The 24,908-nt window shown below is 69.6% G+C and carries 25 protein-coding genes and 1 tRNA gene; 16 read left to right on the top strand and 10 right to left on the bottom strand.

The window, feature by feature from the left end; all coding sequences use genetic code 11:
• Positions 1–22: 22 nt before the first annotated feature.
• The 3 genes from ABD194_RS08845 to ABD194_RS08835 all read left to right on the top strand — a co-directional run bounded on the left by ABD194_RS08845 (position 23) and on the right by ABD194_RS08835 (position 2,748).
• Positions 23–98, top strand: a tRNA-Thr gene (locus tag ABD194_RS08845).
• A 152-nt stretch (positions 99–250) separates the two neighbouring features.
• Positions 251–1,402 carry a tyrosine-type recombinase/integrase gene (locus tag ABD194_RS08840; RefSeq protein WP_343990268.1) on the top strand — a complete coding sequence of 384 codons (1,152 nt, stop codon included), beginning with the start codon at positions 251–253 and terminating at the stop codon, positions 1,400–1,402.
• Between the two features lie 155 nt (positions 1,403–1,557).
• Entirely contained in the window at positions 1,558–2,748 is a 1,191-nt protein-coding gene (locus ABD194_RS08835; protein WP_343990265.1) for an ATP-binding protein, read from the top strand.
• 636 nt (positions 2,749–3,384) lie between these two features.
• On the opposite strand, the gene ABD194_RS08830 is transcribed toward ABD194_RS08835, so the two are convergent.
• Positions 3,385–3,663 (bottom strand): helix-turn-helix transcriptional regulator, encoded by a 279-nt coding sequence (locus ABD194_RS08830; protein WP_343990262.1) that lies wholly within the window; start codon positions 3,661–3,663, stop codon positions 3,385–3,387.
• Between the two features lie 327 nt (positions 3,664–3,990).
• Here ABD194_RS08830 and ABD194_RS08825 point away from each other — a divergent pair, with 327 nt between their 5' ends.
• From ABD194_RS08825 to ABD194_RS08770, 12 genes are all read left to right on the top strand, one after another.
• The gene (locus ABD194_RS08825) at positions 3,991–4,587 is read left to right on the top strand and encodes a hypothetical protein (RefSeq protein ID WP_343990259.1); all 597 of its coding nucleotides are present in this window, start codon (positions 3,991–3,993) and stop codon (positions 4,585–4,587) included.
• Between the two features lie 449 nt (positions 4,588–5,036).
• Complete coding sequence (locus ABD194_RS08820) at positions 5,037–5,477, top strand: hypothetical protein (RefSeq protein WP_343990256.1); 441 nt, start codon at positions 5,037–5,039, stop codon at positions 5,475–5,477.
• Between the two features lie 136 nt (positions 5,478–5,613).
• Positions 5,614–6,186 carry an SAF domain-containing protein gene (locus tag ABD194_RS08815; protein WP_343990253.1) on the top strand — a complete coding sequence of 191 codons (573 nt, stop codon included), beginning with the start codon at positions 5,614–5,616 and terminating at the stop codon, positions 6,184–6,186.
• Positions 6,187–6,191: 5 nt separating this feature from the next.
• A complete protein-coding gene (locus tag ABD194_RS08810; RefSeq protein ID WP_343990250.1) occupies positions 6,192–6,929 on the top strand; it encodes a hypothetical protein in 738 nt (245 codons plus the stop codon).
• Positions 6,930–7,198: 269 nt separating this feature from the next.
• Positions 7,199–8,560, top strand: a complete 1,362-nt coding sequence (locus tag ABD194_RS08805) for a TadA family conjugal transfer-associated ATPase (RefSeq protein ID WP_343990247.1) — start codon at positions 7,199–7,201, stop codon at positions 8,558–8,560.
• Entirely contained in the window at positions 8,557–9,441 is an 885-nt protein-coding gene (locus tag ABD194_RS08800) for a type II secretion system F family protein (protein WP_343990244.1), read from the top strand. Before ABD194_RS08805 ends, ABD194_RS08800 begins: the two co-directional genes overlap by 4 nt.
• Entirely contained in the window at positions 9,441–10,355 is a 915-nt protein-coding gene (locus ABD194_RS08795) for a type II secretion system F family protein (protein ID WP_343990241.1), read from the top strand. The genes ABD194_RS08800 and ABD194_RS08795 overlap by 1 nt, the downstream gene beginning before the upstream one ends.
• 139 nt (positions 10,356–10,494) lie before the next feature.
• On the top strand, positions 10,495–10,731 hold the full coding sequence (locus ABD194_RS08790; RefSeq protein ID WP_343990238.1) for a hypothetical protein: 237 nt from the start codon (positions 10,495–10,497) through the stop codon (positions 10,729–10,731).
• Positions 10,732–10,783: 52 nt separating this feature from the next.
• The gene (locus ABD194_RS08785; RefSeq protein ID WP_343990235.1) at positions 10,784–11,182 is read left to right on the top strand and encodes a TadE/TadG family type IV pilus assembly protein; all 399 of its coding nucleotides are present in this window, start codon (positions 10,784–10,786) and stop codon (positions 11,180–11,182) included.
• Positions 11,179–11,640, top strand: coding sequence for a TadE family protein (locus ABD194_RS08780; RefSeq protein WP_343990232.1), 462 nt, complete (start codon positions 11,179–11,181; stop codon positions 11,638–11,640). Before ABD194_RS08785 ends, ABD194_RS08780 begins: the two co-directional genes overlap by 4 nt.
• A 5-nt stretch (positions 11,641–11,645) precedes the next feature.
• Positions 11,646–12,164 (top strand): TadE/TadG family type IV pilus assembly protein, encoded by a 519-nt coding sequence (locus ABD194_RS08775; protein ID WP_343990229.1) that lies wholly within the window; start codon positions 11,646–11,648, stop codon positions 12,162–12,164.
• Positions 12,161–15,796, top strand: coding sequence for a LysM peptidoglycan-binding domain-containing protein (locus tag ABD194_RS08770; protein ID WP_343990226.1), 3,636 nt, complete (start codon positions 12,161–12,163; stop codon positions 15,794–15,796). Before ABD194_RS08775 ends, ABD194_RS08770 begins: the two co-directional genes overlap by 4 nt.
• A 360-nt stretch (positions 15,797–16,156) precedes the next feature.
• On the opposite strand, the gene ABD194_RS08765 is transcribed toward ABD194_RS08770, so the two are convergent.
• The 7 genes from ABD194_RS08765 to arsB all read right to left on the bottom strand — a co-directional run bounded on the left by ABD194_RS08765 (position 16,157) and on the right by arsB (position 22,192).
• On the bottom strand, positions 16,157–16,609 hold the full coding sequence (locus ABD194_RS08765) for an arsenate-mycothiol transferase ArsC (protein ID WP_343990223.1): 453 nt from the start codon (positions 16,607–16,609) through the stop codon (positions 16,157–16,159).
• Positions 16,602–17,702: a thioredoxin-disulfide reductase gene (trxB, locus tag ABD194_RS08760; RefSeq protein ID WP_343990220.1), complete on the bottom strand. Its 1,101-nt coding sequence runs from the start codon at positions 17,700–17,702 to the stop codon at positions 16,602–16,604. The genes ABD194_RS08765 and trxB overlap by 8 nt, the downstream gene beginning before the upstream one ends.
• Positions 17,703–17,745: 43 nt before the next feature.
• Positions 17,746–18,171: an arsenate reductase ArsC gene (locus ABD194_RS08755; protein ID WP_343990217.1), complete on the bottom strand. Its 426-nt coding sequence runs from the start codon at positions 18,169–18,171 to the stop codon at positions 17,746–17,748.
• A gap of 78 nt (positions 18,172–18,249) precedes the next feature.
• On the bottom strand, positions 18,250–18,876 hold the full coding sequence (locus ABD194_RS08750; RefSeq protein WP_343990215.1) for an arsenate reductase ArsC: 627 nt from the start codon (positions 18,874–18,876) through the stop codon (positions 18,250–18,252).
• On the bottom strand, positions 18,866–20,707 hold the full coding sequence (gene arsA / locus ABD194_RS08745; protein ID WP_343990213.1) for an arsenical pump-driving ATPase: 1,842 nt from the start codon (positions 20,705–20,707) through the stop codon (positions 18,866–18,868). Before arsA ends, ABD194_RS08750 begins: the two co-directional genes overlap by 11 nt.
• Positions 20,668–21,096 carry an arsenite efflux transporter metallochaperone ArsD gene (gene arsD / locus ABD194_RS08740; RefSeq protein WP_343990210.1) on the bottom strand — a complete coding sequence of 143 codons (429 nt, stop codon included), beginning with the start codon at positions 21,094–21,096 and terminating at the stop codon, positions 20,668–20,670. The genes arsA and arsD overlap by 40 nt, the downstream gene beginning before the upstream one ends.
• Entirely contained in the window at positions 21,089–22,192 is a 1,104-nt protein-coding gene (gene arsB, locus ABD194_RS08735) for an ACR3 family arsenite efflux transporter (protein ID WP_343990271.1), read from the bottom strand. Before arsB ends, arsD begins: the two co-directional genes overlap by 8 nt.
• 182 nt (positions 22,193–22,374) lie before the next feature.
• On the opposite strand from arsB, the gene ABD194_RS08730 reads away from it, so the two are divergent.
• Positions 22,375–22,737 (top strand): ArsR/SmtB family transcription factor, encoded by a 363-nt coding sequence (locus ABD194_RS08730; protein WP_343990207.1) that lies wholly within the window; start codon positions 22,375–22,377, stop codon positions 22,735–22,737.
• A 307-nt stretch (positions 22,738–23,044) separates the two neighbouring features.
• Here ABD194_RS08730 and ABD194_RS08725 read toward each other — a convergent pair whose 3' ends face one another.
• Together ABD194_RS08725 and ABD194_RS08720 are read right to left on the bottom strand one after the other, a co-directional pair.
• Positions 23,045–24,256 carry an MFS transporter gene (locus tag ABD194_RS08725; RefSeq protein ID WP_343990204.1) on the bottom strand — a complete coding sequence of 404 codons (1,212 nt, stop codon included), beginning with the start codon at positions 24,254–24,256 and terminating at the stop codon, positions 23,045–23,047.
• A 216-nt stretch (positions 24,257–24,472) separates the two neighbouring features.
• A complete protein-coding gene (locus ABD194_RS08720; RefSeq protein WP_343990201.1) occupies positions 24,473–24,892 on the bottom strand; it encodes a heavy metal-responsive transcriptional regulator in 420 nt (139 codons plus the stop codon).
• Between the last annotated feature and the right edge of the window lie 16 nt (positions 24,893–24,908).

The following is a 24,908-nucleotide window of genomic DNA, read 5'->3' as shown; positions in this document are numbered from 1 at the left end:
GCGGCGCTCACGTCGGGGGCGTGCTGGCGTGGCGCAATCGGTAGCGCACCTGTCTTGTAAACAGGCGGTTAGGGGTTCGAGTCCCCTCGCCAGCTCCATCGTGTGACCTGCGAAAACTCGCTCTGACCTGCGCTTATGCAGTCCTACGGATTGCTGTGTCCCAGAGTCACAAGCGGACACAACACCGCTCAGATGTACTCTCTAATCGCACGCTAATCGCACGGCGAGAGCTCGATCGGGAGGGTCGCAGGTGGCGAACAAGCCCAACAAACGAGGCTTCGGACATCTTCGGCGTCTGCCGTCCAAGCGGTGGCAGGCCAGCTACGTCGGCCCCGACCTGGCCCGCCACAACTCGCCGACTACCTTCGCGACCAAGGGCGACGCTGAGGCGTGGTTGGGCGCTGAGAGAACCCTGGTCGCGTCCGGGCGGTGGGAATCGCCGGTGTCGCGCACGCAGACGAGAACCGCGTCCAGCTTCAGCTCATACGCGAGGCGTTGGCTCGATGACCGCCCCCTCAAGCCCCGGACCAAGGACGGCTACGAGCACCTGCTCGAGCGTTATCTGCTTCCGGTGTTCGGGGATCGCCCCCTCGCGTCCATCACCCCGAGCCAGGTGCGCGTGTGGTGGGCCGGTCTGAACCGGTCGACCCCGACGGTGAACGCCCGGGCCTACGCGCTCTTGAAGGCAGTACTGAACACCGCCGTGGCCGACGAAGAGATCTTTGCCAACCCCTGCCGAATCAAATCCGCCTCCAATGCGCCTCGCGCTCGCGAGATCAGGCCTGCGACCGTGGCCGAGCTGGACACCATCGTGGCGACCCTCCCCGAGCACAGACGTGCCATCGCCCTTCTGTGTTCTTGGTGCGCCTTGCGCATCGGCGAGGTTCTTGAACTACGCCGCAAGGACGTGGATCTCACGAGAGGGACGGTGCGCGTCGACCGCTCCCTTGCCTGGGTCAAGGGACGCCCGGTCGTTGGCGCGCCGAAGTCCGCCGCCGGACGGCGAACCGTTGCGATCCCGCCGCACGTGGTGCCAGCAATCAGCGCGCACCTTGCCGGTCACGTCGGGCGAGGCAAGGAGTCCTTGCTCTTCCCGGCGCGGGACGGGCGCAGTCATCTGCAGCCGACCGTCTTCAATGACGCCTTCCGCAAGGCGAAGCTGGCTGCGGCTCGCGAGGACCTTCGAGTCCATGACCTCCGGCACACCGGAGCCACGCTGGCAGCGATGACGGGGGCCACGCTGGCCGAACTGCAACAGCGACTAGGTCACTCTTCGGTAGGGGCGGCTCTGCGATACCAGCACGCGGCTGCCGGCCGCGACGCCCAAATTGCGGCTGCACTCTCGCTGCTCGCTGCGGGACCTCTCGATGAAACGCACCCCTTGCCGACCGCGCCTGACTGAGGTCAGAAAGCGAGAGTCGTCGCGCACTGCTGATCGGCTGCCGGTGAGCCACCAGCGTGTGACGCTCGGCGCCGCCATGAGACGCTGCTTGTCTAGGCAGGTTGACGCCTATCTAGCGCTAGCCTAGATGCAGGCATAGATGGTCAGAGGATGGAGTGCTCGTGGAGGCCAGGCGAAATCCCTATAGCCCGGGGGCGGGTCGGCCGCCGCTAGCGTTGGTGGGCCGTGACCTCGAGCTGTCCGACTGGGACGTGGCGCTGGACCGGGTGATGGCGGGTCTGTCGGTGCAGCCGGTGGCCCTCTATGGGCTTCGCGGTGTGGGCAAGACCGTCCTGCAGACCGCGATGGCCAAGTCCGCGGAGGGGCGCGGCTGGCTGGTGGCGCAAATCGAGGCCGGTGCGGGCAAGACGTTGCGGGTGGCGTTGGGTGAGGCGCTGTACGGCCCGCTGTCGGACCGGGCCCGACCCAGCGCGGGACGCCGGTTCCTGCGTGCCCTCAAGACTGCTCTGTCGTTCAAGGCGTCGTACGACTCGACGGGCGCGTGGTCCTTCGGTCTCGACCTCGCGGACGCCCCGGGTGGGGGGGCCGACTCCGGTGTCCTGGAGACCGATCTCGACAAGCTCGTCAAGGACCTGAGCGAGGGCCTGGGGGAGGAAGGGGTCGGGGTGGCGGTCCTCGTCGACGAGGCCCAGGACCTGACGACGGGCGAGCTGGTGGCGCTCTGCGCGATCGCGCACCGGGCCTCGCAGCAGGGCTGGCCGTTCCTGCTCTGCCTCGCCGGGCTACCGTCCCTGCCCCGGGACGTCGCGGAGGCGAAGTCGTACGCCGAACGGCTCTTCGTGTTCTATCCGATCACGGCGCTGCCGCGTGCGATCGCGGGCGAGGCGCTCACCGTCCCCGCCGAGAGGGCCGGCGTCGCGTGGGAGCCGGCCGGGGTGGCGCTTCTCGTCGACGAGGCCCGCGGCTACCCGTACTTCCTGCAGCAGTATGGCCAGGACACGTGGAACAGTGCCCTCGGCGACGACGTGATCACCGTCCATGACGCCCGAGTGGGCGCAGCCCTGGGGCGGGCTGCTCTGGACAACGGCTTCTTCCGGGCCCGCTGGGACCGCGCCACCCGCAGCGAACAGGCCTACCTGCGGGCCATGGCCGTGGACGGGGAGGCCGGCAGCTCATCAGGCGAGGTCGCGCGACGGCTGAACCGCAAACCGACCAGCCTGGGACCCACGCGCGCCGGCCTGATCGCCAAGGGGCTGCTGTACGCGCCGGAGCACGGACGGATCGCGTTCACGGTCCCCGGCATGGCTGACTTCATCACCCGTCAACCCGATCCTGACATTGCCTGACCGGCCTGTTCGACTCTGGTCAACGGGCAGGGCCAGACGGCAGGGCTCGGCGCCGGTTGTGCCGGCTGGCGCAGGATCGTGTGCAGAACTTCCGCCGGCGCGCCATTGGAATGGGCAGACTCCGCGCCGCACTCTGCGCAGGTGACGACGATGACGACACGCCGACTCGCTTGTGGCGTCTGGAGACCAGACGGCGAAACTACTGCCCTCGCGGGGAGAGTGGCATGCCACCCGCGAGCCGTGCAGCGGTGGCTCTCTTGGGATCATCGCAGCGATGAGACCTGTCCGGGAGGGCATGAGGGCTGTGCCGTGCTTGGCGAGTTTCTCGAGCACCGCCCCGGCTACGAGCCCTTTGGAGCGACGAAGGCCGTGCTCGAGATGTACTGCCGGGCGCGCATGCCGTGACCCTTGTACGCGTGGAGGCCCAAGTGTGAGCCTCGCCAGCCGCAGATATGGCACAGGAGCCCATCGGCGTCCTCGTCGAGGACGCCGAACAAGCCGTGCCCGTCTGGCTCTCCCACCTGGGTCGGGTCACCTATGTCGTCGTAGGGGCGCACCCGACTGATCATGCCGCTACGAAGCCGGTGGGGCATTTCGGAGTCCCCAGGCAAGCGGATTCCCTCGCTGGGTGGAGGATCAACGGGAAGCGTGTGGCGCCCGCACGGACTCCGGTCCTGCAGACATGGTCGGCAGGCGCACCATCATCTGGTCGACGTCGCCCGGGTCGACTCGCAGCACGCGGGGGCCGCTGCGGTACGCGGCGAGCACGCCGCTGGCGATGCGCCGTCGAATCGTCTTCGTGCTCAAGCCTGTGCGCTCGGCTGCTTCAGCGAGCGACTCGAACTCGCGGCGGTTCTTCTGGTTCATGGTGACCTCCCAGTCTCCAAAGCCGTGGCACGAGGTCTGGGCGATCACCTCGGATCCGTGTCGCTGACGTCGCCTGGTGGAGGAGGACGGTCCATGGCCCTCAAGGCGGCCGCTGAGTCTGAGAGGTCTCGACCTGCGTGATGACCCTAGGTGTGGTGCCATGGTCTGGCATGAGGTGCAAAATGGGCGAATCCCAGGCTGGGGACGGTTGCCGGTAGTTATCCACAGGTAGCCGTCAGGTCTGCTCATGGGCGCGAACCCGCCATATCGTGAAAACCCCTACCGAACGCTGATCGCCAGGCGCAGGTGGGCGGGCTTTATCTCTTGAGACCGGGGAGAGACGACATGACTCGAGCATCTAGGCGAGGCCGCGGGGTGGCCGTTGCCGCCATCGCCCTGGCTGCGCTGGCTGCGCTGGCTGCGTGCACCGGTGCGTCCACTCCGTCGACGCCCTCTACTTCCGTAGCGGCGAGCGTGTCGAATTCAACTTCCAGCTCACCGACGCCAGCGACGAAGAGCCCCGCGCAGATCGCCGAGGCAGATGCCCGGGGGATGGTGTCGAGGTACTACAGGGACTCAGACCTCGGGTTGTATGAGCCGGCCAAGACCAACCCCTCGTTCTTCGAAGGGTCCTCTGTAGGGACCGCATTGGTTGAGAACGTCAACGTGCTGAGCGCCGTCAAGGCTCAGAAGCTCAGGCAGACGGGCGAGACTAAGCTCAAGTCGGTCACGCATGTGGCGACCGACCTGACAAATGATCTCAAGGCCACTCCTCCCGCCGTCCCAGTCGTGACCTTCCTGGTCTGCTACGACGTCAGTGCCGTCGATATAGTCGACAGCAGAGGCAAGTCCGTTGTGCCGGCCAGCAGGAAGCCCACTGGGCTGCGGCTCGTGGGCGTCGTGAATCGCGACTACCCCAGCCATTCAGGGTGGCGTGTCGAGTACGTGCAGGCAAAGGCTGACTCGTGCTAGTCATCCGACCAGTACTCGCAGTGGTCTCGGTCGTGGCAGCCACGCTGACCGCAACCACGGCAGCCCACGCGGCCGCGCCCGTGTGCCAGGAGTTCAGCGACAAGGGCGTCTGCGTCATTTGGGCGGACGGCGGCAGCATGGCCGGGGGATCATCCGATAGTGGGGCCCCCAGTGGCAGCGGTGGCTCAGGAGGTGCAAGTCAGGGTTCGGGTGGTGGGCGGTCGAGCCTTATGGAGGTAAACCATGTGACGTGCCTTTTCGTAGGGTCTCTTCTCTTTCCCCCCGCGAAGTCGAATCCGATTTGGGGCGGTCACCACGATGGTGCGATCTATCAGTGCCTCGTCCCGGGTAGCGATGTGAACGGTGATCGGGTGCTGCTGTTCTGGGGTGCCGGTCCGCCTCCGGCTGCGCCGCCGCCCCCGGACGCGCGTGTCCTGGCCCGTCAGGCCGTGAATGCGATGCAGCTGAAGGCGGTCAACATCGGGATCGTCCCCGAGCCGCGGTCGGGAAGTATCGGGATCATCGGCCTTCCGACGTGGATGTGGGTGCAGGGCCCGGCAGAGAACACGTGGGGGCCGATCACGCGTACCGCGTCAGCGGGCGGCTTCACGGTCCGAGCGACGGCGAAGGTCAAGAAGGTCGTCTGGGACATGGGCGACGGGACGCAGGTCGTATGTCTCACGAAGGGGACGCCGTACGCCGATTCCTCTGGGCGCCAGTCGAGTCCGGACTGCGGCCACACGTACACCCGTCAAGGCTCGTACGCCGTCACTGCGACGAGCTACTGGAGCGTGACTTGGGTCGGGGTCGGGGAGAGCGGCGTCATCCCGCTGGACCTGTCCCGGACGACGAACATCACCATGGGCGAGGCCCAAGTCATCAACCGGTAACACTCTCGACAGGGGAACGCAGATGGCCGGGACAACAGCACGTACGGGCAGCACCGACGCTGCCCGACAGAATGGACACGCGACGCCCGCGCCAGTCCCGGCCGCCCCGGCGCCGAAGCTGCGTCGCCGTCCCATCATGGTCGTGGCCTCGGTCGCAGCCGTCTGCCTGGGCGCCCTGCTCGGTGCCTGGGCCTGGACGTCGACGAGCAACACCCACGACGTCGTCGCGGTCCGGGCGACCATCGCCCGTGGCGAGACGATCGACCGAGCCGACCTCATGACCGTCCAGGTCGGTGTCGACCCCGGCTTGCGGACCGTCGCCGGGGGCAGCCTGAACGACCTGGTGGGCCAGCGTGCCGCGATGGACATGGCGGCCGGGAGCCTCGTGACGGCGGAGTCGGTGACGAGATCGGTGATCCCGCCGTCGGGGCAGTCGGTCGTAGGTGTCGCCCTGCCACGCTCTCTAATGCCGGGTGAACCGGTGCAGGCTGGTGACACCGTCCGCATCGTCGCCACTCCGGGCGCGCAGGGCGAGGTCACAGAGGGCCGGCCGGTCGAGGTGACGGCCACCGTCGTGGGTCTGCACCCGGGCGCGGAGCAGGACAAGACGGTCGTGTCGGTGATGGTCCCGAAGGACGAGGCCGGCGAGCTCGCCGCACGGGCCGCGACCGGCCGGGTCGTGCTCGTTCTCGACAGCCGGGAGCGGTGAGGCTGATGGCGCTCATCGTCCTCACGTCCGCGTCCGGCTCACCGGGCGTTACCGCCTCGGCCGTCGGCCTGGCACTGGCCTGGCCCCGGCCGGTCCTGCTCGTGGAAGCCGACCCGACCGGCGGGTCCTCGGTCTTCGCGGGCTACCTGCGCGGTCAGACCGCTCCGACCGCCTCGCTCATCGACCTCGCACTGGCCCACCGCAACGGGCAAATGGAGCAGGCGATTCCCGCACCCAGCCTCGTCCCGCTGTGGGAGCCGCTCGCGGCCGCCCTCAAGGGGCTGGAGCGGACCGGACAAGACGTCATCGTCGACGCCGGCCGGCTGGGCCTTCACGGTTACCCGGAGCCACTGCTGTACGCCGCGGACCTGTGCCTTCTCGTGGTGCGCTCTGACCTGGTGTCCCTGGCCGGGGCAAGGTCCTGGGCGGAGACGCTCCGGGGCGGCTTCGTACGGGTCGGCGGGTCCGCGTCCCTCGCGGTGCTGATGGTGGGGGAGGGCGACCCGTACAGCCGTCGCGAGGTCCACAAGGTGCTCCAGGTCCCCGTGATCGCCTCTCTCGCAGGGGATTCCGCAGCCGCCCAGGTGTTCGGCAGGGGCGCGAACGCGCCCCGAAAGTTCAACACGTCACCGCTCGTGCGCAGCCTGTCCGCCGCCCGGGACGCGATCGACGCAACGGTCGCCTCCAACCGCGAGGAACTCGCAGGCCAACCGGACCGCAGCCCGATGGGAGCTCGACCATGAACGAGAGCATCGGCGTTCCGCGAACCGCGCAGGCGGCGCAGCCGACTCACGCCACTGACCCCGATGACCCGACCGATCCGACGTCGCTTCCGCTGTTCGCGACACCGACAGCAGCACAGACGCCCGGGTCACCACCGGCGGGGAGATCGGCACCTTCGCGGCCGGGCCGGGTGCGGGGCACCTTTTCAATGCGGCCAGCGGCCGACCGCCATCGGGAGTCTGACCCTTCGAGCGTCCAGCTCAAGCGGACGTCGTCTGAACTGCGTCCGGTGCGGGCGGCATATGGGAGCGGGCTGGACTGGGAGCTGGTGGCGACGCTGCGGCAACAGGCCTCGGACCGGCTCAGCGCCGCGCTTGGGGAGGAGCGGGCGCACCTCTCGCAGACGGTGCAGCGGGAGCGGGGCCGCGCGATCATCCTTGACCTGCTCAACGACGAGTCCGTGACCCGTGTCGAGGCGGGGCAGGCGCAGTGGAGCGCGGCCGAGCAGGACGAGATGGCTCAGGCGCTCGACGACGCGCTGTTCGGTCTGGGGCGGCTGCAGCCGCTCGTGGACGATGACCGGGTCGAGAACATCATCGTCACCGGCTGCGACCGGGTGGCCCTCGAGCTGACGGACGGGCGCATGGTGCCCGGCCCGGCGGTCGCGAACAGCGACCAGGAGCTCATCGACTTCCTCGTGTTCCTCGCGAGCCGGTCCGAGGCCAACGCCAGGCCGTTCTCCGAGGCCCAACCGAAGCTGCACCTGCGCCTGGACGGCGGTGCCCGGCTGGCGGCGGTGGCGTGGGTGACGCCGCGCCCGTCGATGGTGATCCGCCGGCACCGGCTGCGCCAGGTGACCCTCGCTGATCTCGTGGCACGCGGCAACCTGTCGGAGACTGCCGCGTCGTTTCTGCGGGCGGCGGTCCGCGCGCGCAAGTCCATCGTCGTGTCGGGGGCGCAGGGCGCCGGCAAGACGACGCTGGTGCGCGCGTTGTGCGCCGAGATCCCGCGGCACGAGATCATCGGCACCTTCGAAACCGAGTACGAGCTGCACCTGCACGAGCTGACCGACACCCACCCCATCGTCTTCGCGTGGGAGGCCCGGCCCGGGTCGGGGGAGCGCGGCGCCGACGGACGCCAGGCCGGCGAGTTTACCCTCAGCGAGGCGCTGTTCGACTCGTTCCGGTTCAACCTCTCCCGGCAGATCGTCGGCGAGGTCCGCGGCCACGAGATCCTCGCCATGCTCAAAGCGATGGAGTCCGGCGCCGGGTCGATCAGCACGACCCACGCCGTCAACGCCGAGGGCGCCATCAACAAGCTCGTCACCTGCGCGATGGAGGCCGGCCCGCACGTCACCCACGACTACGCCGTGCGGGCGATCGCGGCGAGCATCAACCTCGTCGTCCACGTCCACCTGGAGACCAGCCCGCTGGCCGACGGCACCGCGCAACGCGCCCGCTGGGTCTCCGAGGTCATCACCGTCACCCAAGGCGAGCGGGAGAAGGGCTACGCCGTGCAGAAGGTCTTCGCGACCGAACCTGGCGCCCGGGTGGCGACCCCCAACGTGCTGCCCGACGACTACCGCGACCTGCAGCAGTGGGGCTTCGACCTGGCCGGCTTCCACGGGCACCGGGACGAGGCCGCGTCATGACACCGCTGATCCCGGCCGTCGCCGGCGCCCTCGTCGTCGCGGGCCTGCTCGGGCTCGTCCTGGGACTACGCCGGCGGCCCGTCGCCTCGAACACACCACGCCGGCGTGCGCTGCCCGGGTCGCCCGGGTCACGCTGGTCGAGGTCCGCGGGTGCCAGCCGCCGCACCCAGCGGCTGCTCCTCGCCGGTGTCGCGATCGGGGTCCTTGTGGCGACGTTGACCGGGTGGGTCGTCGCGCTCCTCATCGTGCCAGCGACACTCGCCGGGCTCCCGTACCTGCTGTCCTCCCCCGAGTCCGCGCACCAGATCGAGCGGCTCGAGGCGATGGAGGAGTGGACCCGTTCCCTGTCCGGCATCCTCACCGCCGGCGTCGGGCTCGAGCAGGCCCTGATCTCCACCCTGCGCTCCACCCCGGAACCGATCCGTCCCGAGGTCACCCGACTGGCGTCCCGGCTCCGGGCCCGGTGGGGCACCGAACGAGCGCTGCGAGCCTTCGCCGACGATCTCGACGACGCGACCGGCGACCTCGTCGCAGCCAACCTCATCCTCGCCGCCCGCCGCCGCGGCGCCGGCGTCGCCAGCGTCCTCGAGGCGTTGGCCGAGTCCGTCGCCGCCGACGTGCGGGCCCGACGCGAGATCGAGGCCGACCGCGCCAAACCGCGCTCGACCGCCCGCTGGGTCACCATCATCACCATCGGCGTCCTCGCCGTCCTCGCCCTCACCGGCGACTACATCGCCCCCTACGCCACCCCGTTCGGGCAGGTCATCCTCGTCGTCCTGCTGAGCCTCTACGTCACGACCCTGATCTGGATGAAGCGGATGGCCCTCGGGCAGAGCCTCCCGCGGTTCATCTGCGCGGCCGCGAAGGAGGCGGCTCGCTGATGCCCACCGGACTGCAGCTCGCCATCCTCGCCGGGAGCCTTCTCGGGTTCGGCGTCGCCCTGCTCGTGTGGCGCCTCACCCCAGCAGACCCAGACCTGGGCGACGCCCTCAAACGACTCTCGCCCCACCGGGCCGGGTCCCGCACCGGCCTGACCCAAGCCCCAGCGGGCGCGACGGACACGCGGGAACGGCTCGGGCTGTGGGGGATGAAGACGCTGCCCGCGGCGACGTGGGGCGCCCTCCCCGTCAGGGAGCTGGCGATCCTGCGGATCCCGGTGAGCCGCTTCTACGGGGAGAAGCTCATGTTCGCCGGGCTGGGGCTGCTGGCCCCGCCCCTGCTCGCGGTCTTCTTCACCTTGATGCGGCTGCCCGTCCCCGTCGTCATCCCCGTGATCGCCTCGCTCGGGGCTGCGGTGGTCTTCTTCTTCCTGCCGGACTACAACGCCCGCGACGACGCGAAGAAGGCACGGGCCGAGTTCGCCCGCGCCCTGGGCGCCTACATCGACCTCGTCGCCCTCGAACGCAACAGCGGAGCCGGTCCCCGGCAGGCGATGGAAGCCGCCGCCGACGTCGGCGACTCTTGGGTCTTCCGGCGCCTCCGTGAGGAGCTCGCCCGGACCCGCTGGTCCGGCCTCACCCCATGGGACGCGCTGCGCAACCTCGCCGACGAGCTCGGCCTGCCCGAGCTGCAGGACCTGGCCGACATCATGCGCCTCTCCGGGGAGGAAGGCGCCCAGATCTACTCCAACCTGCGAGCCCGGTCCGCCGGGATGCGCGCCGCGATGCTCGGCGCCGAGAAGGCGAAGGCCAACGAGGTCGGCGAACGCATGTCCATCCCGATGAGCCTGCTCGGCGTCATCTTCCTCGCCATCCTCGTCGCCCCCGCGCTGCTGCGGGTCATGGGCGACACCTGACCGTAACGGACCTGAGCGGCACTGCACCGTAATCCATCAACTGCAGACGATCTCGCACCACCCGCACAAGTGAAGAAACGTGAACAGGCCCGGGAGAACTCGGGACCACCCGGCAGCACCACGAAGACAGGAGAGGCTCATGCACTACCTCGCAGCGACCTTGCACATCCTCGGCGCCACCCTCACGGACAAGGCGGAGGCCACCCTGGCGACCAGGCCCGGACGCAACGCCAAACCCGGCGAAGCCCAACTCTCTGACCGGGGCGCGGTCACCATGGAGATGGTGATCTGGGCGGTCGCGATCATCGGCATCGTCGGGATCGTCGTCGCTGCCATCACCAGCTACGTGACCTCCAAGGCCGGCAGCATCAAGTAGCCACCGGACCCACGGCCCGAGGATGAACAGCACGCGACCCAGCAGCCAGCCCATGAGACGGCGCCGGCCCGCCGCGGCGGGGCCATCCGAGCGCGGGTCGGCCTCGATCCAGATGGTGCTGCTGCTGCCGGTGCTCTTCACGGTCATGTTCCTCGGGATGCAGGGGGCGCTGTTCTACCACGCGAGGTCCGTCGCGATCGCCGCGGCGCAGGAAGGCGCCAGGGCCTCCTCGGTCGAGGACGGCAGCGGGGGAGCCGGCGTGGCCGCAGCGGCCTCCTTCGTCGCCGCGGCCGGCGGTGACGACGTCCTCAAGAGCGCCCGCGTCAACAGCAGTCGGACCGCGGAGGTCGCGACGGTGACCGTCACAGGGACCTCGCTCAGCGTCATCCCGGGCTGGTCGCCCTCGGTGCGGCAATCAGCGACGGTGCCTATCGAACGGATCACCCGATGACCCGTCTCCCATCCCCCCGCCGCGTTCACCACCCCGACCGGAGTAGTTCCGAGCAGGGCTCGGCCGTCATCGAGACCGTGATCGGCGTCCCCGCGTTCCTGCTCTTCGTCGGGCTCATCGTCTTCGCCGGCCGGATGGCCATCGCGCACCAGACCGTCGAGGCGGCCGCCACCAGCGCGGCCCGCTCGGCGTCGATCTCCCGCACCCAGGCAGAAGCGGAAGGCGCCGCGTCCGCATCGGCGAGCTCGACGCTGGCCAGTCAAGGGCTCACCTGCGCCACCACGGCCGTGTCGGTCGACACCACCGGGTTCGCCGCCCCGGTGGGCACCCCCGCCCAGGTCACCGCGACCGTGACCTGCGAGGTCGACCTCGCCGACCTGTCCGTGCCCGGCGTCCCCGGCTCCAAGTCGGTCACCGCCACGATGCGGTCCGCCATCGACACCTACCGAGAGCGGTGATGACCATGACCGCCAGCACGACGACCACGACGACCACGACGACCACGACGACACGGCCACCAACCCCGGAGCGCCCAGGATCCCGTGAACGCCGCCAACGCCTCGGCGTGGCGCGACACGACCGCGGCTCGGTGAGCATCTGGCTGGCAGCCAGCGGCCTCGTCATGATCATCCTCGTCGGCCTCGCCGTCGACCTCGGAGGCACGGTCGGCGCCCAGCAGCGCGCGCAGGACGTCGCCCGCCAGGCGGCCCGCGCCGGCGGCCAGCAGCTGCAAGCGGCCGGCGCGGTCCGCGGCGACGGAGTCACCGTCGACCCGTACGCCGCCCAACGCGCCGCCCAGACCTACCTCGCCGGATCGGGCATGACCGGGACCGCGTCCCTCGTGAACGGCCAGACCGTGCACGTCACCACCACGGCGACCTACGAGTGCACGTTCCTCGGCATCATCGGGCTGACTTCGTTCACCGTCCACGGGACCGCAGACTCCCGCACCACCCGGTCCGTCGACGGGGTCGAGCAATGACCCTCGGGGCTCAGCGGGACGCCCGGCTTCGGGCCCGTCTGCTCGGCCTGGCCGCGACGGCCGGGCTCACCGCGATCCTGCTCGGCCTCCCCGCTGCCTTGCTGAACGTCGGAGCCGACCTCATCCCGGACACGATCCCCTCCGTGCGCTCGATGAGCCGGTTGTGGGCGGCGCTGACCAGCCCGGACGACGGTTCCCTCGTGCTCGGCGTTCTCACGCTCCTCGGCTGGGCGGCCTGGCTCTTCCTGACCGGATCCATTGTCCTCGAGCTCATCTCGCGGCTGCGGGGGGTCCGGCCCCCTCGGCTGCCGGGGCTAGGGATGCCCCAGGGGGCTGCCAGGAATCTGGTCAGCGCCGCGCTGCTGCTCTTCATCACCGCGCCCGTCGGTGCCCAGCCGGCCAAGGCCGCCACCATCGCGAGGTCTCCGGCGGTTGTCGCTGCCACGGTTGAGATCCCCGCCGGGGCCCACGCGGAAAGCAACGGCACACCCAAGGAAGGACGCCCCGCCCACGCCGCCACGGGATCTGCCACAGCGGACACCCTGACCGCGAACCGTGGGAGCCATCGGGGCAGTGCTCCGCACTTGCTGACGCACACCGTCAAGCGGGGCGAGTCGCTGTGGTCGATTGCCGAACAATGGCTCGGCTCCGGGGCGCGCTTCACGGACATCGCCGCCCTCAACACCAACGTGCTCGGCGACAAACCCGGCTTCCTCACCGCGGGCACCGTGCTCGTCATCCCCCGCGAGACCGCCACCACAGACACCGCACACACCCTCACGGTAGAACGGGGGGACACGCTGTCGCAGATCGCGCAGGAACAGCTGGGGTCCGCGGGCCGGTACCCGGAGATCTTCCAGGCCTCCAGGGACACCCGCCAGCCCGGCGGCGCACGACTGACCGACCCGGACCTCATCCAGCCGGGGTGGACCCTGACCGTCCCCACTGCACCTGTGCCGGAGACGCGTGACGCTGAGAGCAACCAAGGAGCGCACGAAGCCCGAGAGCACACCGTCGCCGTGCACCCGGGAGACACGCTCTCCGGCATCGCCCAGGAACAGCTGGGGGCTGCCAGCCGCTACCCAGAGATCTTCGACGCCTCCACGGACACCCCCCAGCCCGATGGCGACCGGCTGCGCGACCCGGACCTCATCCGCCCCGGGTGGATCCTCACCATCCCTGCAGTCGACGAACCGGACACCGAGCCACCGCCCGCGCCCGCCGCGTCGCCGGATGGTCGCGTCCCGCACTGGCCAGCACCCGAGCACGGCGGCAGGACTTGGTCGCCCGCCCCAGCCCAAGAACCCTCTGCCGCGGCCGGCTCGACGACCGTGGCCGAGGGCGCGACACCGACGACACAACCGCCGCCCCTATCAGCCGGAAACCGGACAGCCAACGGCAGATCCCCGGCGACAGCAACTCCCGGGTCATCGGTCGAGGAAGCGCCGGTCAAGGTCCAGCAGGGTGAGGTGCCGGCCTCTTGGATGCTGACTGGCCTCACCGGGGCGGGAGCGCTCCTCGCGGGGTCGATGCTCCTGGGCCTGCGCCGGCGACGGGCTACCCAGTTCAGGGCACGCCGGCCCGGGCGGACGATCGCCACACCCGAGCCGGCACTGGCGCCGGTGGAAAAGACCCTCGTCGCTGTTGGCGGCGACACCGCCCCGACCGTCGACCATCTTGACGAGATGCTCCGCCGCCTCGCGGCTGCCCACGCCCGAGCCGGCGGCGTAGTCCCGCAGCTCGCGGCCATCGAGCTGACCGACTCGACCATCCGCCTGCACCTGATCAGCCCGGCCAGTCTCGCCGCGCCCTGGCAGGGCACACCCGACCAGCTGCACTGGACGCTGCCGACCGGCACCACGCTCGACGAGGTCGGGCCAGCCGTGCACGACCAACCCGCTCCCTACCCCCTGTTGGTCACGATGGGAGCAAGCGACACCGGCGCCCGCTGGCTGCTCAACCTCGAGGACCTCAACGTCAGCATCACCGGAGACGCCGACTTCAGCCGCGACCTGGCCCGGTACCTGCTCGCCGAGATCGCCTGCAACCCGTGGTCACACGGCGTCCGGGTGGACATGATCGGGGTCGGCGCTGAGGTGGCCGCCATGAACCGCGACCGGCTCCGCGTTCACACCGGCGGCGACCCGGCCGCTGCCGTCCTCACCGACGCCATCGCGACGCTCGACCGAGTTCACGATCTCGGCGACGACGTGCCCACCGCCAGGGGTGCCCAGGCCGGCGCCGATGCCTGGCCAGCTCGACTGCTCATCCTTGACGCCGCTGTTCATGCCGCGGCCACCCCAGCCCTGACACAGCTGCTCGACCTCATGAACGCACACGTCGGCCGCACCGCCACCAGCGTCGTCGTCTGCGGCCAGCGCGCCGCCAGCGACGCCAGCAGCCCACCCCCACCCATGGAGCTCTCGGTGACGGCGGATGGGCGGGTCCGGTTGCCGGGCGTCGGGCTCGACCTCGTGGCGGTCGGCCTGACCCCGGACGAAGCACAGGGCTGCGCGGCCCTGCTCGCCCAGAGCGAGGAGCTCGACGACGTCCCCATCCCGGCCCCCACGGACGATGTGGACGCCGCGCCGGGGTGGCGGGCGTGGAGCAACAACGCTGGCGCTGTGCGCGACGAACACACGCTGCCCCGGACCCTCGACGAGCACAGCCTCGGCGAGCCGGTCACCACCGTGCTGGATCTCGACGACGAGGAGTACCTCCGCGACGGCGCCACCACCCCAGAGGACCTGCAAGCACTCGCACCCAATGTCACCGCCCAGGTCAGCGACGCCGTGCTCGCCGCGGACCCCATCCTTGACGCGGACCTCGCCGCGTGGTGGTCCGATGACTGCCGGCTGCCACGCCTGACCCTGCTCGGACCGGTGAGCGCCCGCACCCGGGGCACGGCGCTGACCAAGCGGAAGCACTACTTCACCGAGATGCTCACCTACCTCGCCACCCGCCCCCACGGCGCGACCCCGGCCGAGCTCGCCGACACCTTTAACATCACCCAGGCCAAGGCGCGCGACTACATCCGGATCCTGCGCGACTGGCTCGGGGTGAACCCCCGAACCGGCGACAAGCACCTCCCCGACGCCCGGAAGGCCCCAGCCGCTCTCACCCGCGGCGTCGGCGTCTACCAGGTCGTCGACGTCCTCGTCGACGCTGACCTCTTCCGCAGGCTCCGAGTCCGCGGAGAGGCACGCGGACCCGACGGGATCGAGGACCTCGACGCCGCCCTGCGGCTGGTGCAGGGCCAACCTTTCAGCAGCCTCAAAGAGGACCGCTGGTACTGGCTCGTCGATGGCGACCGGATCGACCAGCACCTGCTGTGCGCCATCGTCGACGTCGCCCACCTCGTCACCACTCACAGCCTGCGAGCAGGCGACCTGCGGCGGGCTCGGCTTGCCGCGCAGACCGCCGCACTGGCCGCGCCCGACGAGGAGATCCCGCGGCTCGACCTCGCTGCCATCGCCGACGCCGAAGGCCGCCACGCCGAGGCGGACCGGATCCTGCGCGATGAGGTGGTCAACCGCTCCGACGGCCAGGGTGCAGCCCCGGAGCTCGGCGACCGCACCAGGCAGGTCATCGCCGGCAAGGACTGGCTGGAACGGACCCGCAACGCCAGCTGAGCGGGGCAGGTCAGTGGCCTCCAGCCGCGGGCCAGCGATACCCCCTGGCGTAGCCAATGATCGCCACGAGGGCGAGCAAGCCATCAGCGTGGCTGCGGCGCGAGACCATCGAAGGTTTGGACTGGGGTTCTGGGCCGGTTCTTGCCGGCGTGTCGGCCGCACCTCAGAACGACCGTTTCTAGGTACCCCCGAGCGAGCTCGAGGATGATCGTGAGCGTCCGACTCTGCCGAGAAGCGCGCGGTGGTCGGCCTTAGTGGGACGCGGATTGGGCTTCCTGGCATGCGTTCTGGTCCACTGAACTCCGTACACAGGCTGCTGCGTGTTGACAACGCCCGCTTGCCGGTCAAATGGGAGCAGGCTCAGTGACCGCGCATGGCGCTCAGCAGACGCTCACACCGGGCCAGGATGTCGTCACGGATCAAGTGCATGCGGTCGATGCCGTCGACGCCGCGCGTTGACGGCTCGTCGGTCTCCCAGTTCTCAATCGTGCCCCGCATGCCTTCCACGGGGTGCACGACAGCATCGGAGCCGAGCACAACGACACGGTCGACGCGGCGGAGCAGGTCTGGGTCGATCGCCTTGGGCGCCTCCCCCTCCATGCTGGCCGCGATCTCAGCTACCGCCTGGGCTGACAGGGCGTTGACCGAGTCACCCGGCTTGGTGCCAGCGGAGTAGACCTCGACCTGGTCGCCGGCGAGGGAGCGCATGAGCGCGGCTGCCATCTGAGACTTGCCGCTGTTCTTGACGCAGACGAAGAGCACCGAGGGAGACCCGGCGCTGGTGTCTACAGCGGTGTCTGTCTGCTCAGCCACGAGCCGGGCCGCCGAAGAGTGCCGCGACAGCGGACGGAACAGTGCTCGCCGTGTCGGCGCGGACGCCGGCCCGCACGTTGGGGATCTCGCCGGCGTCGGTCTCGTCGATCACGGCGGCCTCCACAGCCGCCTCTTCCGGCGTGGCGGTGTCCTCTAGGGCGGCGAGGTAGTGCTCGGCGTCGAGGGCGGCGGCGCAGCCGGAGCCGGCGGCGGTGATGGCCTGGCGGTAGGTGTGGTCGACGAGGTCACCGCAGGCGAAGACGCCCGGGACGTTGGTGCGGGTGGAGCGGCCGTCGACCAGGACGTAGCCGGCCTCGTCGGTGTCGATGGTGCCGGTGAGCAGCTCGTTGCGCGGGTCGTGGCCGATGGCGACGAACAGGCCGGTGACCGCGAGCTCACGGGTCTGGCCCGTGACCGTGTCACGCAGCGTGATGCTGGACAGCCTCCCGTCGCCGTGGATCGCGGCGACCTCGGAGTTCCAGGCGAAGCGGATCTTGTCGTTGGCGAAGGCGCGGTCGGCCATGATCTTGCTGGCGCGCAGGGCGTCGCGGCGGTGGATGATCGTGACGGTGCGGGCGAACTTCGTCAGGAAGGTCGCCTCCTCGATAGCGGAGTCGCCGCCGCCGACGACGGCGATGTCCTGGTCGCGGAAGAAGAACCCGTCGCAGGTGGCGCACCAGGACACGCCGTGCCCGGAGAGCTCCTTCTCCCTCGGCAGGCCGAGCTCGCGGTAGGCCGAGCCCATCGCCAGGATGACCGAGCGGGCGTGGTGGGTGCGGCCTTCGCCGTCGGTGACGGTCTTGACCTCCCCGGTCAGGTCCAGGGCGGTGACGTCGTCGGTGACCAGCTCGGCGCCGAAGCGTTGCGCCTGGGCGCGCATGCCGTCCATCAGGTCCGGGCCCATGATGCCGTCCTTGAAGCCGGGGAAGTTCTCGACCTCGGTGGTGTTCATCAGCGCGCCACCGGCGGTCACGGCGCCCTCGAACACCATGGGTGCGAGGTTCGCGCGGGCGGCATAGACGGCCGCCGTGTAGCCGGCCGGCCCGGAGCCGATGATGATGACGTTGCGGACGAGGTTCGGGGTGTCGGTCATTCCAGCGGTGTCCTTGGCTCGGTCGAGGGGTCGCGAGGGCGGGTCAGGCGTTGGCGGGGGTGACGTCGAGGGACTCGAGCAGGCCGAGGATGCGCTGCTTGATCTCGTCGCGGATGGGACGCACCGCCTCGACGCCCTTGCCGGCGGGGTCGGCGAGCTCCCAGTCCTCGTAGCGCTTGCCGGGGAAGATGGGGCACGTGTCGCCGCAGCCCATGGTGATGACGACGTCGGACTCCTTGACGGCCTTTGTCGTGAGGATCTTGGGGGTCTCGGCGGCGATGTCGATTCCCTCCTCGGCCATGGCGGCCACGGCGGACGGGTTGACCTGGTCGGCGGGGGCGGACCCGGCGGACCGGACTTCGACGGCGCCACCGGAGAGGTGCGCGAGGTAGGCGGCAGCCATCTGGGAGCGGCCGGCGTTGTGGATGCAGACGAAGAGGACGGACGGCTTGTCGGCCTGGTTGCTCATGTGGGTGGCTCCTTGCTTCTGGTTTGGGTGGCGGGGATGCGGTCGTTGACGTAGGCGCCGACGGGCGGTGTCACTAGGTCAGATTCCGAGGTCGCGGAGAAGTCGGGTGACGCGGCCCTGGATGTCGTCGCGGATGTCGCGGACGATCTCGACAGGCTGATCGGCGGGGTCCGCGACGTCCCAGTCTTCGTACCGCTTGCCCGGCAGGATCGGGCAGGCGTCGCCGCAGCCCATCGTGATGACGACGTCGGCGGCGCGCACCACGTCGTTGGTGAGCGGTTTGGGGTAGGCCTCGGAGAGGTCGATGCCGCGTTCCTTGAGGACCGCGATCGCGGTGGCGTTGACCTCGTCGACCGGGGCGGAGCCAGCCGAGCGGACGTGGACCCTCCCGCCCGAGAGGTGCTGGGCCAGCGCTGCGGCGATCTGGGACCGGCCGGCGTTGTGGACGCAGACGAAGAGCAGCTCGGGCACCTGCTTGGTGATCCGGCCTTCGGCCTGCGCGGCGGCGGTCAGCTGCTGGGTGGCGTACCTGGCAGTGAGGATCGGCAGATAGGTGGGGATCTTCGAGACGGGCTCGAGGGCGGCGCGTGCGTCGGCGACGGCCTGCGCCACCGACTCCTTGGAGAAGACGCCGTCGTACTTGTACGTCAGGTCTTCGATGATCCGGTCATGGTCGGGCGAGCCAGCGGCGCTGTCAGTGCGCATCGGTCAGGGTTCCTTCCATGGCAGGTCGGGTCAGCTCTGAAAGGGCGGCGGTGCCGACGGGTTCGCGGGCCAGCAGCGGCAGCACGGCCACGCGTCGGCAGAGCTCGTTCACGCGATCGAGCGGGTCGGCTTCGGCGTGGGCGCGGGCCCGTAGGAAGGACGAAGTGGGCGCCGAGGCGGTGAGGCTGGCATTGACGATCCAGGCCCACGGGGTGATGCCGGCGCGGGCGAGGTCGTCCTGCAGATCCTGCGCCTCGAGCACCGGGGTTGTCTCGGGCAGGGTGACGATGAAGACCTTGGTCTGGGCCGGGTCCTGCAGCCGCATGAGCGGGGTGACGAAGCGGGCGCCCTCGCTCATCTGGCGGGTGATCTCGCGGTGGTAGGAGCCGGTCGCGTCGAGCAGCAGGAGTGTGTGGCCGGTCGGTGCCGTGTCGAGCACGACGAACTGCTTGCGGGCGCGGAACACCACGTGGGAGAACTGCTGGAAGACGGCGACTTCGTCGGTGCACGGCGACTTCAGGTCCTCGGCGAGGACGGCCCGGCCGGCGTCGTCGAGCGCGTTGCCCTTGCCCGCCATGACCCGTTCCCGGTACTCGATGATGGCCTGTTCCGGGTCGATCCGCTCGACGGTGAGATGCTCCACCTCGGCCTGGAGCGTCTCGTTCAGGTGGGCGGCCGGGTCGGTGGTCGTGAGCAGGACCTCGTGGCCGCGGGAGGCGAGCTCGAGGGCGACCGCGGCGGCGACGGTGGTCTTGCCGACCCCGCCCTTGCCCATGCACATGACCAGGCCGTGGCCGTCCGCCTCGAGGTCGTCGACGAGGTCACGAAGGCTGGTCAAACCGTCTGGCAGAGAAGCGATGTCGTCGTCGGCTGGAGCGGTCGGTGCCACCTCTGGGTCCAGCAGAGCGCGGAGCGAGGGGACACCGACCGTGTTGAACGCGAGCAACGGAATCGTCGTCCGGGTCAGCGCGGCAAGGTCGACGGGGATGGCGTCCAGCGCCTCCTTCTCGCGGCGGGTCACCGCGTCTACGAGGACGTCATCAGCGGCGCCGGCGGCCGCGTACTCCGGGATGACGCCGTTCACGACGAGGTGGGCGTTCGTCATACCCAGCTCGCGCAGCTCGTTGAAGGTGCGTGCCGCCTCCCGGACGGAGGAGCGTTGCGGGCGCGTCACGAGGACGAGGCGCGTACGTGTCGGGTCGGTCAGCGCTGCCAGCGCGCCAGCGTAGTCATGCCGCAGCCGGTCCAGGCCCGCAACGGGTCCCAGGCACGACACGTCGCCCTTGCCGTCGGACAGGTAGGTGGTCCACTCCCCGGGCAGCTGCAGCAGTCGGACGGTGTGCCCGGTGGGGGCGGTGTCGAACAAGACGTGGTCGTAGGCGGCCGTGGCGGTCTCGTCGGCGAGCAGGGAGGTGAACTCGTTGAACGAGGCGATCTCGGTCGTGCACGCTCCAGAGAGCTGCTCGGTCATCGCCGAGACCTCGGCGGCCGGCAGGAGATCGCGCACCGGGTCGATGATCGCGGCTCGGTACGCGTCGGCCGCCTGCTGGGGGTCGATCTCGAGCGCGTCCAGACCTGGGACGTCCGGGACCGGCGTGATCGTGTTGCCGATGGTGGTCCCGAAGACCTGCCCGACGTTCGAGGCGGGGTCGGTGCTCGTCAGCAGCACCCGCTTGCCCTGCCCTACCAAGTGCACCGCCGTGGCGCAGGCCAGCGAGGTCTTCCCGACACCGCCCTTGCCCGTGAAGAACAGGAACCGGGGCGGAACGTCGAGAAAGGGCAGGGAGAGCATCAGCAGCAGCCCGTCGAGGAGCTGGGCGAACCCGTGCAAGCCTTGGGGGCGCAGCAGCCGGCGTCCGAGACTGTCGAGGACAGGGGCAACAGAGGCCGGTCCGAGGCGGCGGTGTCCGGAGACTCAGCGAGGGCTGCGTACCGGGTCAGCTGCTCGCGGGTCGGATAGATGCCGGTCAGCACGGTCACGCCGTCGACCATCGTCAGCGGAAGGCCCTCCGAACCTGCGAGATGGAGGAAGTCGCGTACCGCGTCGTCTGTGACGAAGGCCTGCGGGTCGTTGGCGAGGTTGTGGCGCTGCACCTGGCCGCCCGCCTCGTTGACGTGCGTCAGGTCCGCAGTGAAGACGACGAGGCGTTCGTCGAGCTCGGGTCCGCAGACCCCGGTGCTGCAGCAGAGTGCGGGCTCATACACGTGGATCTCAGGCATTGCGGGACTCCTTGGCGGGGTTGGCGGTTGCTCGCGAGGTGATGGGTGCGTCCGGGCTGCCGTCGGCGGGGTGAAAACGCTTGCGCAGGGCGAGGCTCACGTAGACGAGGGCGACGAGGGCCGGGACCTCGATGAGGGGGCCGACGACACCCGCCAGCGCCTGTCCGGAGGCCGCCCCGAAGGTGGCGATGGCGACCGCGATCGCGAGCTCGAAGTTGTTGCCTGCGGCGGTGAAGGCGAGCGTCGTGGTGCGCTCGTAGCCCAGACGGAGGCTGGCGCCGAGTCCGAACCCCCCGCCCCACATCAGGGCGAAGTAGACGAGCAGCGGCAGTGCGATCCGCACGACATCGAGGGGCCGGGAGGTGATCGCGTCGCCCTGCAGGGCGAAGAGGATCACGATAGTGAAGAGCAGGCCGTAGAGCGCCCAGGGAGCCACTCGGGGGATGAACTGCCCTTCGTACCAGGCGCGGCCACGACGCTTCTCGCCGATCCGACGCGAGAGGAAGCCTGCGAGCAGCGGGATGCCGAGGAAGATCAGCACCGACCGGGCGATGTCCCACGTCGAGGCGTCGATGCCGGTCTGCTCGAGACCGAGCCAGCCGGGCAGCACGGAGAGGTAGAACCAACCGAGCCCGGCGAAGGCGACGACCTGGAAGACCGAGTTCAGCGCGACGAGCACGGCCGCGGCCTCACGGTCACCGCAGGCGAGGTCGTTCCAGATGATGACCATGGCGATGCACCGGGCGAGTCCGACGATGATCAGACCCGTGCGGTAGGCCGGCAGGTCGGGCAGGAAGATCCAGGCCAGCACGAACATGAGCGCGGGGCCCACGATCCAGTTGAGCACGAGCGAGCTGACCAGCAGGCGCTTGTCGCCCGAGACCGAGTCCAGCCGGTCGTAGCGCACCTTGGCCAGGACCGGATACATCATCACGAGCAGCCCGAGCGCGATCGGCAGGGAGACCCCGTCGACCTCGACCCTTGCGAGGGCGTGGCCGAGGCCGGGCACGATGCGCCCCAGGAGCAGACCGGCCACCATCGCCAGCCCGATCCAGACGGGAAGGAACCGATCGAGCGTCGAGAGCTTGGCAGCCACCGGGTCGTGCGCGGTCGGCCTGTGCTCGACGGGTGCGCTGGGGCTATGCGGCTTGGTCACGGTTTCCTTCGCATACATGGGTTGGTCATGGCCGTTCGCATCGACTTGCGTCGATACTTCAAACGTTGGCAGCCGCATCGACGTGTGTCAACATTGAGACTGATCGATGAGGATGAACGAAGGTGAACGTGACAAGCAGCACGCGAATGACGCCGCCTGCGCAGGTCGCAGACGTATCCGAGTGCGGGCCGCCTCAGGTCCGCACTGTCCTCGATCGGGCGGAGGCGGAGCGCCGCGCCGCGCTGATGAAAGCACTTGCCGACCCCGTACGCCTCCAACTGCTGAGCATCATCACCGGCTCGCCGCGGCGGGAGTCCTGTGTCTGCGACATGACTGAAGCGGTGGAGGTATCGCAGCCGACCGTCAGCCACCACCTCAAGACTCTCGTGGATGCCGGCATTCTTCGGCGCGAACGTCGCGGCACCTGGGCTTGGTTCCGCCTGGACCCGGACATCCTCCCCGAGGTCCAGTCCTTCCTGGAGTGACGGGCGACCACCACGGATGAACAGCCGCTGAGCCGGACCTTGGACGAGCCGGAGCGCAGCCGGGCCTGCGGCGTGAAGCGGGGCCTGCCCCGCGGAGATGTCACGGTGGGTGCCCGTCGAACGGTCAGGCGTCCGCGGGCGCCAGAAACTGCGCCATCATGCCCAACACGCCCGGGGTCACCCGGTGTTAGACCCACGTGCCCCGGCGTTCGGACTAAGCAAGCCTGCTTCCCGCAACTTCTTCAGGCCGTGCGACACAGCCTGAGGCGTTTACCGCACATGCCGTCGACGGTCGCTGGTGCAACCGTTACTGGCGCGGGTCGCTGATGGTGGTCAGGCCGGCGGCGGCTGCGGCGAGGAGTAGGACGCCGCCGAGGTAGTAGACCGCGGTGATGCCGAGCCTGTCTGCGAGCAGGCCCCCCACGCCGAGAGAGATGAGTCTCCCGCCCTGCCACAGCACGTCCATGGCAGCGAAGATGCGCCCCCGTGCATGCTCGGGTGCCTCAGCTTGGAGCATCGAGTTGAAGGTGACCGCCCCGGTGGAGGTGCCGACCCCGTAGGCCACCAGCGAGCCGACGGCCACCGGCGCGGAGGCGAACGTAGCCAGCACCAGATCTACGACCCCCCGCATGGCGAACGGGCCGAACACGAAAAGTGGGCGCCGAGGGTCGCTAATCAGTCGCAGCAGCGCCATCGGGCCGAGCGCCGCGCCGACGCCGATCGCCCCGATCAGCACCCCATAGCCGCTGCCGGAGATGCCGAGATGTTCCTCGGCCAGCACAACCAGCAAGGCGCTCGTGGCCCCCGCGGACAGTGAAGCGAGGAACTGGCCAGCCGCCAACGCGCGCAGCAGACGGTGACCGAGGAGCACCCGGACGCCCTCACGGGCCTCGGCGAGCAGCCGGCGCCGCTCCACCAGGGCCGGCGAACGGACGTCCAACCCACGCAGCACGAGCGCGCTGACGGCGTAGGAGATGGCGTTCACGGTGAAGGCAGGCCAGTAGCCGACGCTCACAACGAGAAGGCCCGCGACCGGAGCCAGCACGATCTGCGAGAGGACCGCAGCGGTCCAGATGCCACTGTTCGCGGCGACCAGATCGTCTTCGTTCACCAGAGCAGGCAGCGCGGCGGCTGCAGCCGGGTTGAAGAAGACTCCCCCGATCGACATGCCGAACGCGAGCAGGTAGACCCCGGGCGTCGAGTCGTGCCACACCACGAGGATGGCGGCGAGGAGCAGCCTGGCCAGGTCCGAGGCAACCATCACACGGACCACGGGCCACCGGTCAATGAGCGGGCCGGCGAGCGGCGCGAAAAGCAGCACTGGCAGGATCTCTGCCACGACGACTCCGCTGACGCCCAGCCCGGAGCCGGTCAGGTCATAAACCAGCAAGGCGAGTGCCACGAAGTTGACCGTGTCCCCACACTGCGACACCGTCCGAGCAATCCACAGTCGCCGGTATCCCGGCCGTGCAAACACCGCACGCAGACTCGGGCGCCCGGGATGGTCCTGGGAGGTCAATGCTGCACTCCTTGGAGGGTTGAGGGAATCGAGCCGAGATTCAGGGGGCCAGGTGTCCCCGGAGTGTGCTGACCGATTGGATGGGGCTGCTCGAGAGCGCCCCAGCCCGTCTTGGCCCCGCCCGCACACGGCGCGGAGCAATCGTGCCGGGGATTGGGAAACCCAGCGTGGGCGATGTCGGGCGATGCGCTGTGACGCACCCCCGAGCCGCAGGGTTTAGGTGTCCCTCGAGGGCTGCTCCGATGTCGAGAGTATGTGGCAGATGTCGTCATCCGTGCAGTCGGCGGGGTCGAGCTGGTGGCTGTGTTCGAGCAGGGCCTCTAACTCGGCTGCTAGGCCGGCAAGGTGCTGGATCCGTGCCCGGACGTCAGCGAGCTTGGTGTCAATGAGCGCGACGACGTGGGTGCAGGGCACTGCGCCGTCGTCGCGGAGGTCGATGATGCTGCGGACCTCGGATAGGGTGAGCCCGGCGGCTTGGGCCACGCCAATGAACCGCAGCCGGGCGAGCGTGGACTGGTCGTAGATGCGGTAGCCGCTGGCGCCACGTTCGGGGTCGGGCAAGAGGCCCTTGCGCTCATAAAACCGGATGGTCTGACTGGTCACCCCGACAGCGTCTGCCAACTCACCGATCAACATCTCCGCGCACCCTTCG

The sequence above is a fragment of the Terrabacter terrae genome (genome assembly GCF_039529575.1).
Taxonomy (GTDB): Bacteria; Actinomycetota; Actinomycetes; order Actinomycetales; family Dermatophilaceae; genus Terrabacter; species Terrabacter terrae.
Note: the sequence above shows the minus strand (reverse complement) of the source record. Positions and strands in the feature narration are given on the sequence as shown.

Bases quoted from the DNA above. Each gene is read 5' to 3' on its own strand.
- ABD194_RS08815 (WP_343990253.1), top strand. From the start codon at position 5,614: ATGGTCGTGGCCTCGGTCGCAGCCGTCTGCCTGGGCGCCCTGCTCGGT.
- ABD194_RS08810 (WP_343990250.1), top strand. From the start codon at position 6,192: ATGGCGCTCATCGTCCTCACGTCCGCGTCCGGCTCACCGGGCGTTACC.
- ABD194_RS08800 (WP_343990244.1), top strand. From the start codon at position 8,557: ATGACACCGCTGATCCCGGCCGTCGCCGGCGCCCTCGTCGTCGCGGGC.
- ABD194_RS08795 (WP_343990241.1), top strand. From the start codon at position 9,441: ATGCCCACCGGACTGCAGCTCGCCATCCTCGCCGGGAGCCTTCTCGGG.
- ABD194_RS08790 (WP_343990238.1), top strand. From the start codon at position 10,495: ATGCACTACCTCGCAGCGACCTTGCACATCCTCGGCGCCACCCTCACG.
- ABD194_RS08785 (WP_343990235.1), top strand. From the start codon at position 10,784: ATGAGACGGCGCCGGCCCGCCGCGGCGGGGCCATCCGAGCGCGGGTCG.
- ABD194_RS08780 (WP_343990232.1), top strand. From the start codon at position 11,179: ATGACCCGTCTCCCATCCCCCCGCCGCGTTCACCACCCCGACCGGAGT.
- ABD194_RS08775 (WP_343990229.1), top strand. From the start codon at position 11,646: ATGACCGCCAGCACGACGACCACGACGACCACGACGACCACGACGACA.
- ABD194_RS08770 (WP_343990226.1), top strand. From the start codon at position 12,161: ATGACCCTCGGGGCTCAGCGGGACGCCCGGCTTCGGGCCCGTCTGCTC.
- trxB (WP_343990220.1), bottom strand. From the start codon at position 17,702: ATGACCGACACCCCGAACCTCGTCCGCAACGTCATCATCATCGGCTCC.
- ABD194_RS08755 (WP_343990217.1), bottom strand. From the start codon at position 18,171: ATGAGCAACCAGGCCGACAAGCCGTCCGTCCTCTTCGTCTGCATCCAC.
- ABD194_RS08750 (WP_343990215.1), bottom strand. From the start codon at position 18,876: ATGCGCACTGACAGCGCCGCTGGCTCGCCCGACCATGACCGGATCATC.
- arsD (WP_343990210.1), bottom strand. From the start codon at position 21,096: ATGCCTGAGATCCACGTGTATGAGCCCGCACTCTGCTGCAGCACCGGG.
- ABD194_RS08720 (WP_343990201.1), bottom strand. From the start codon at position 24,892: ATGTTGATCGGTGAGTTGGCAGACGCTGTCGGGGTGACCAGTCAGACC.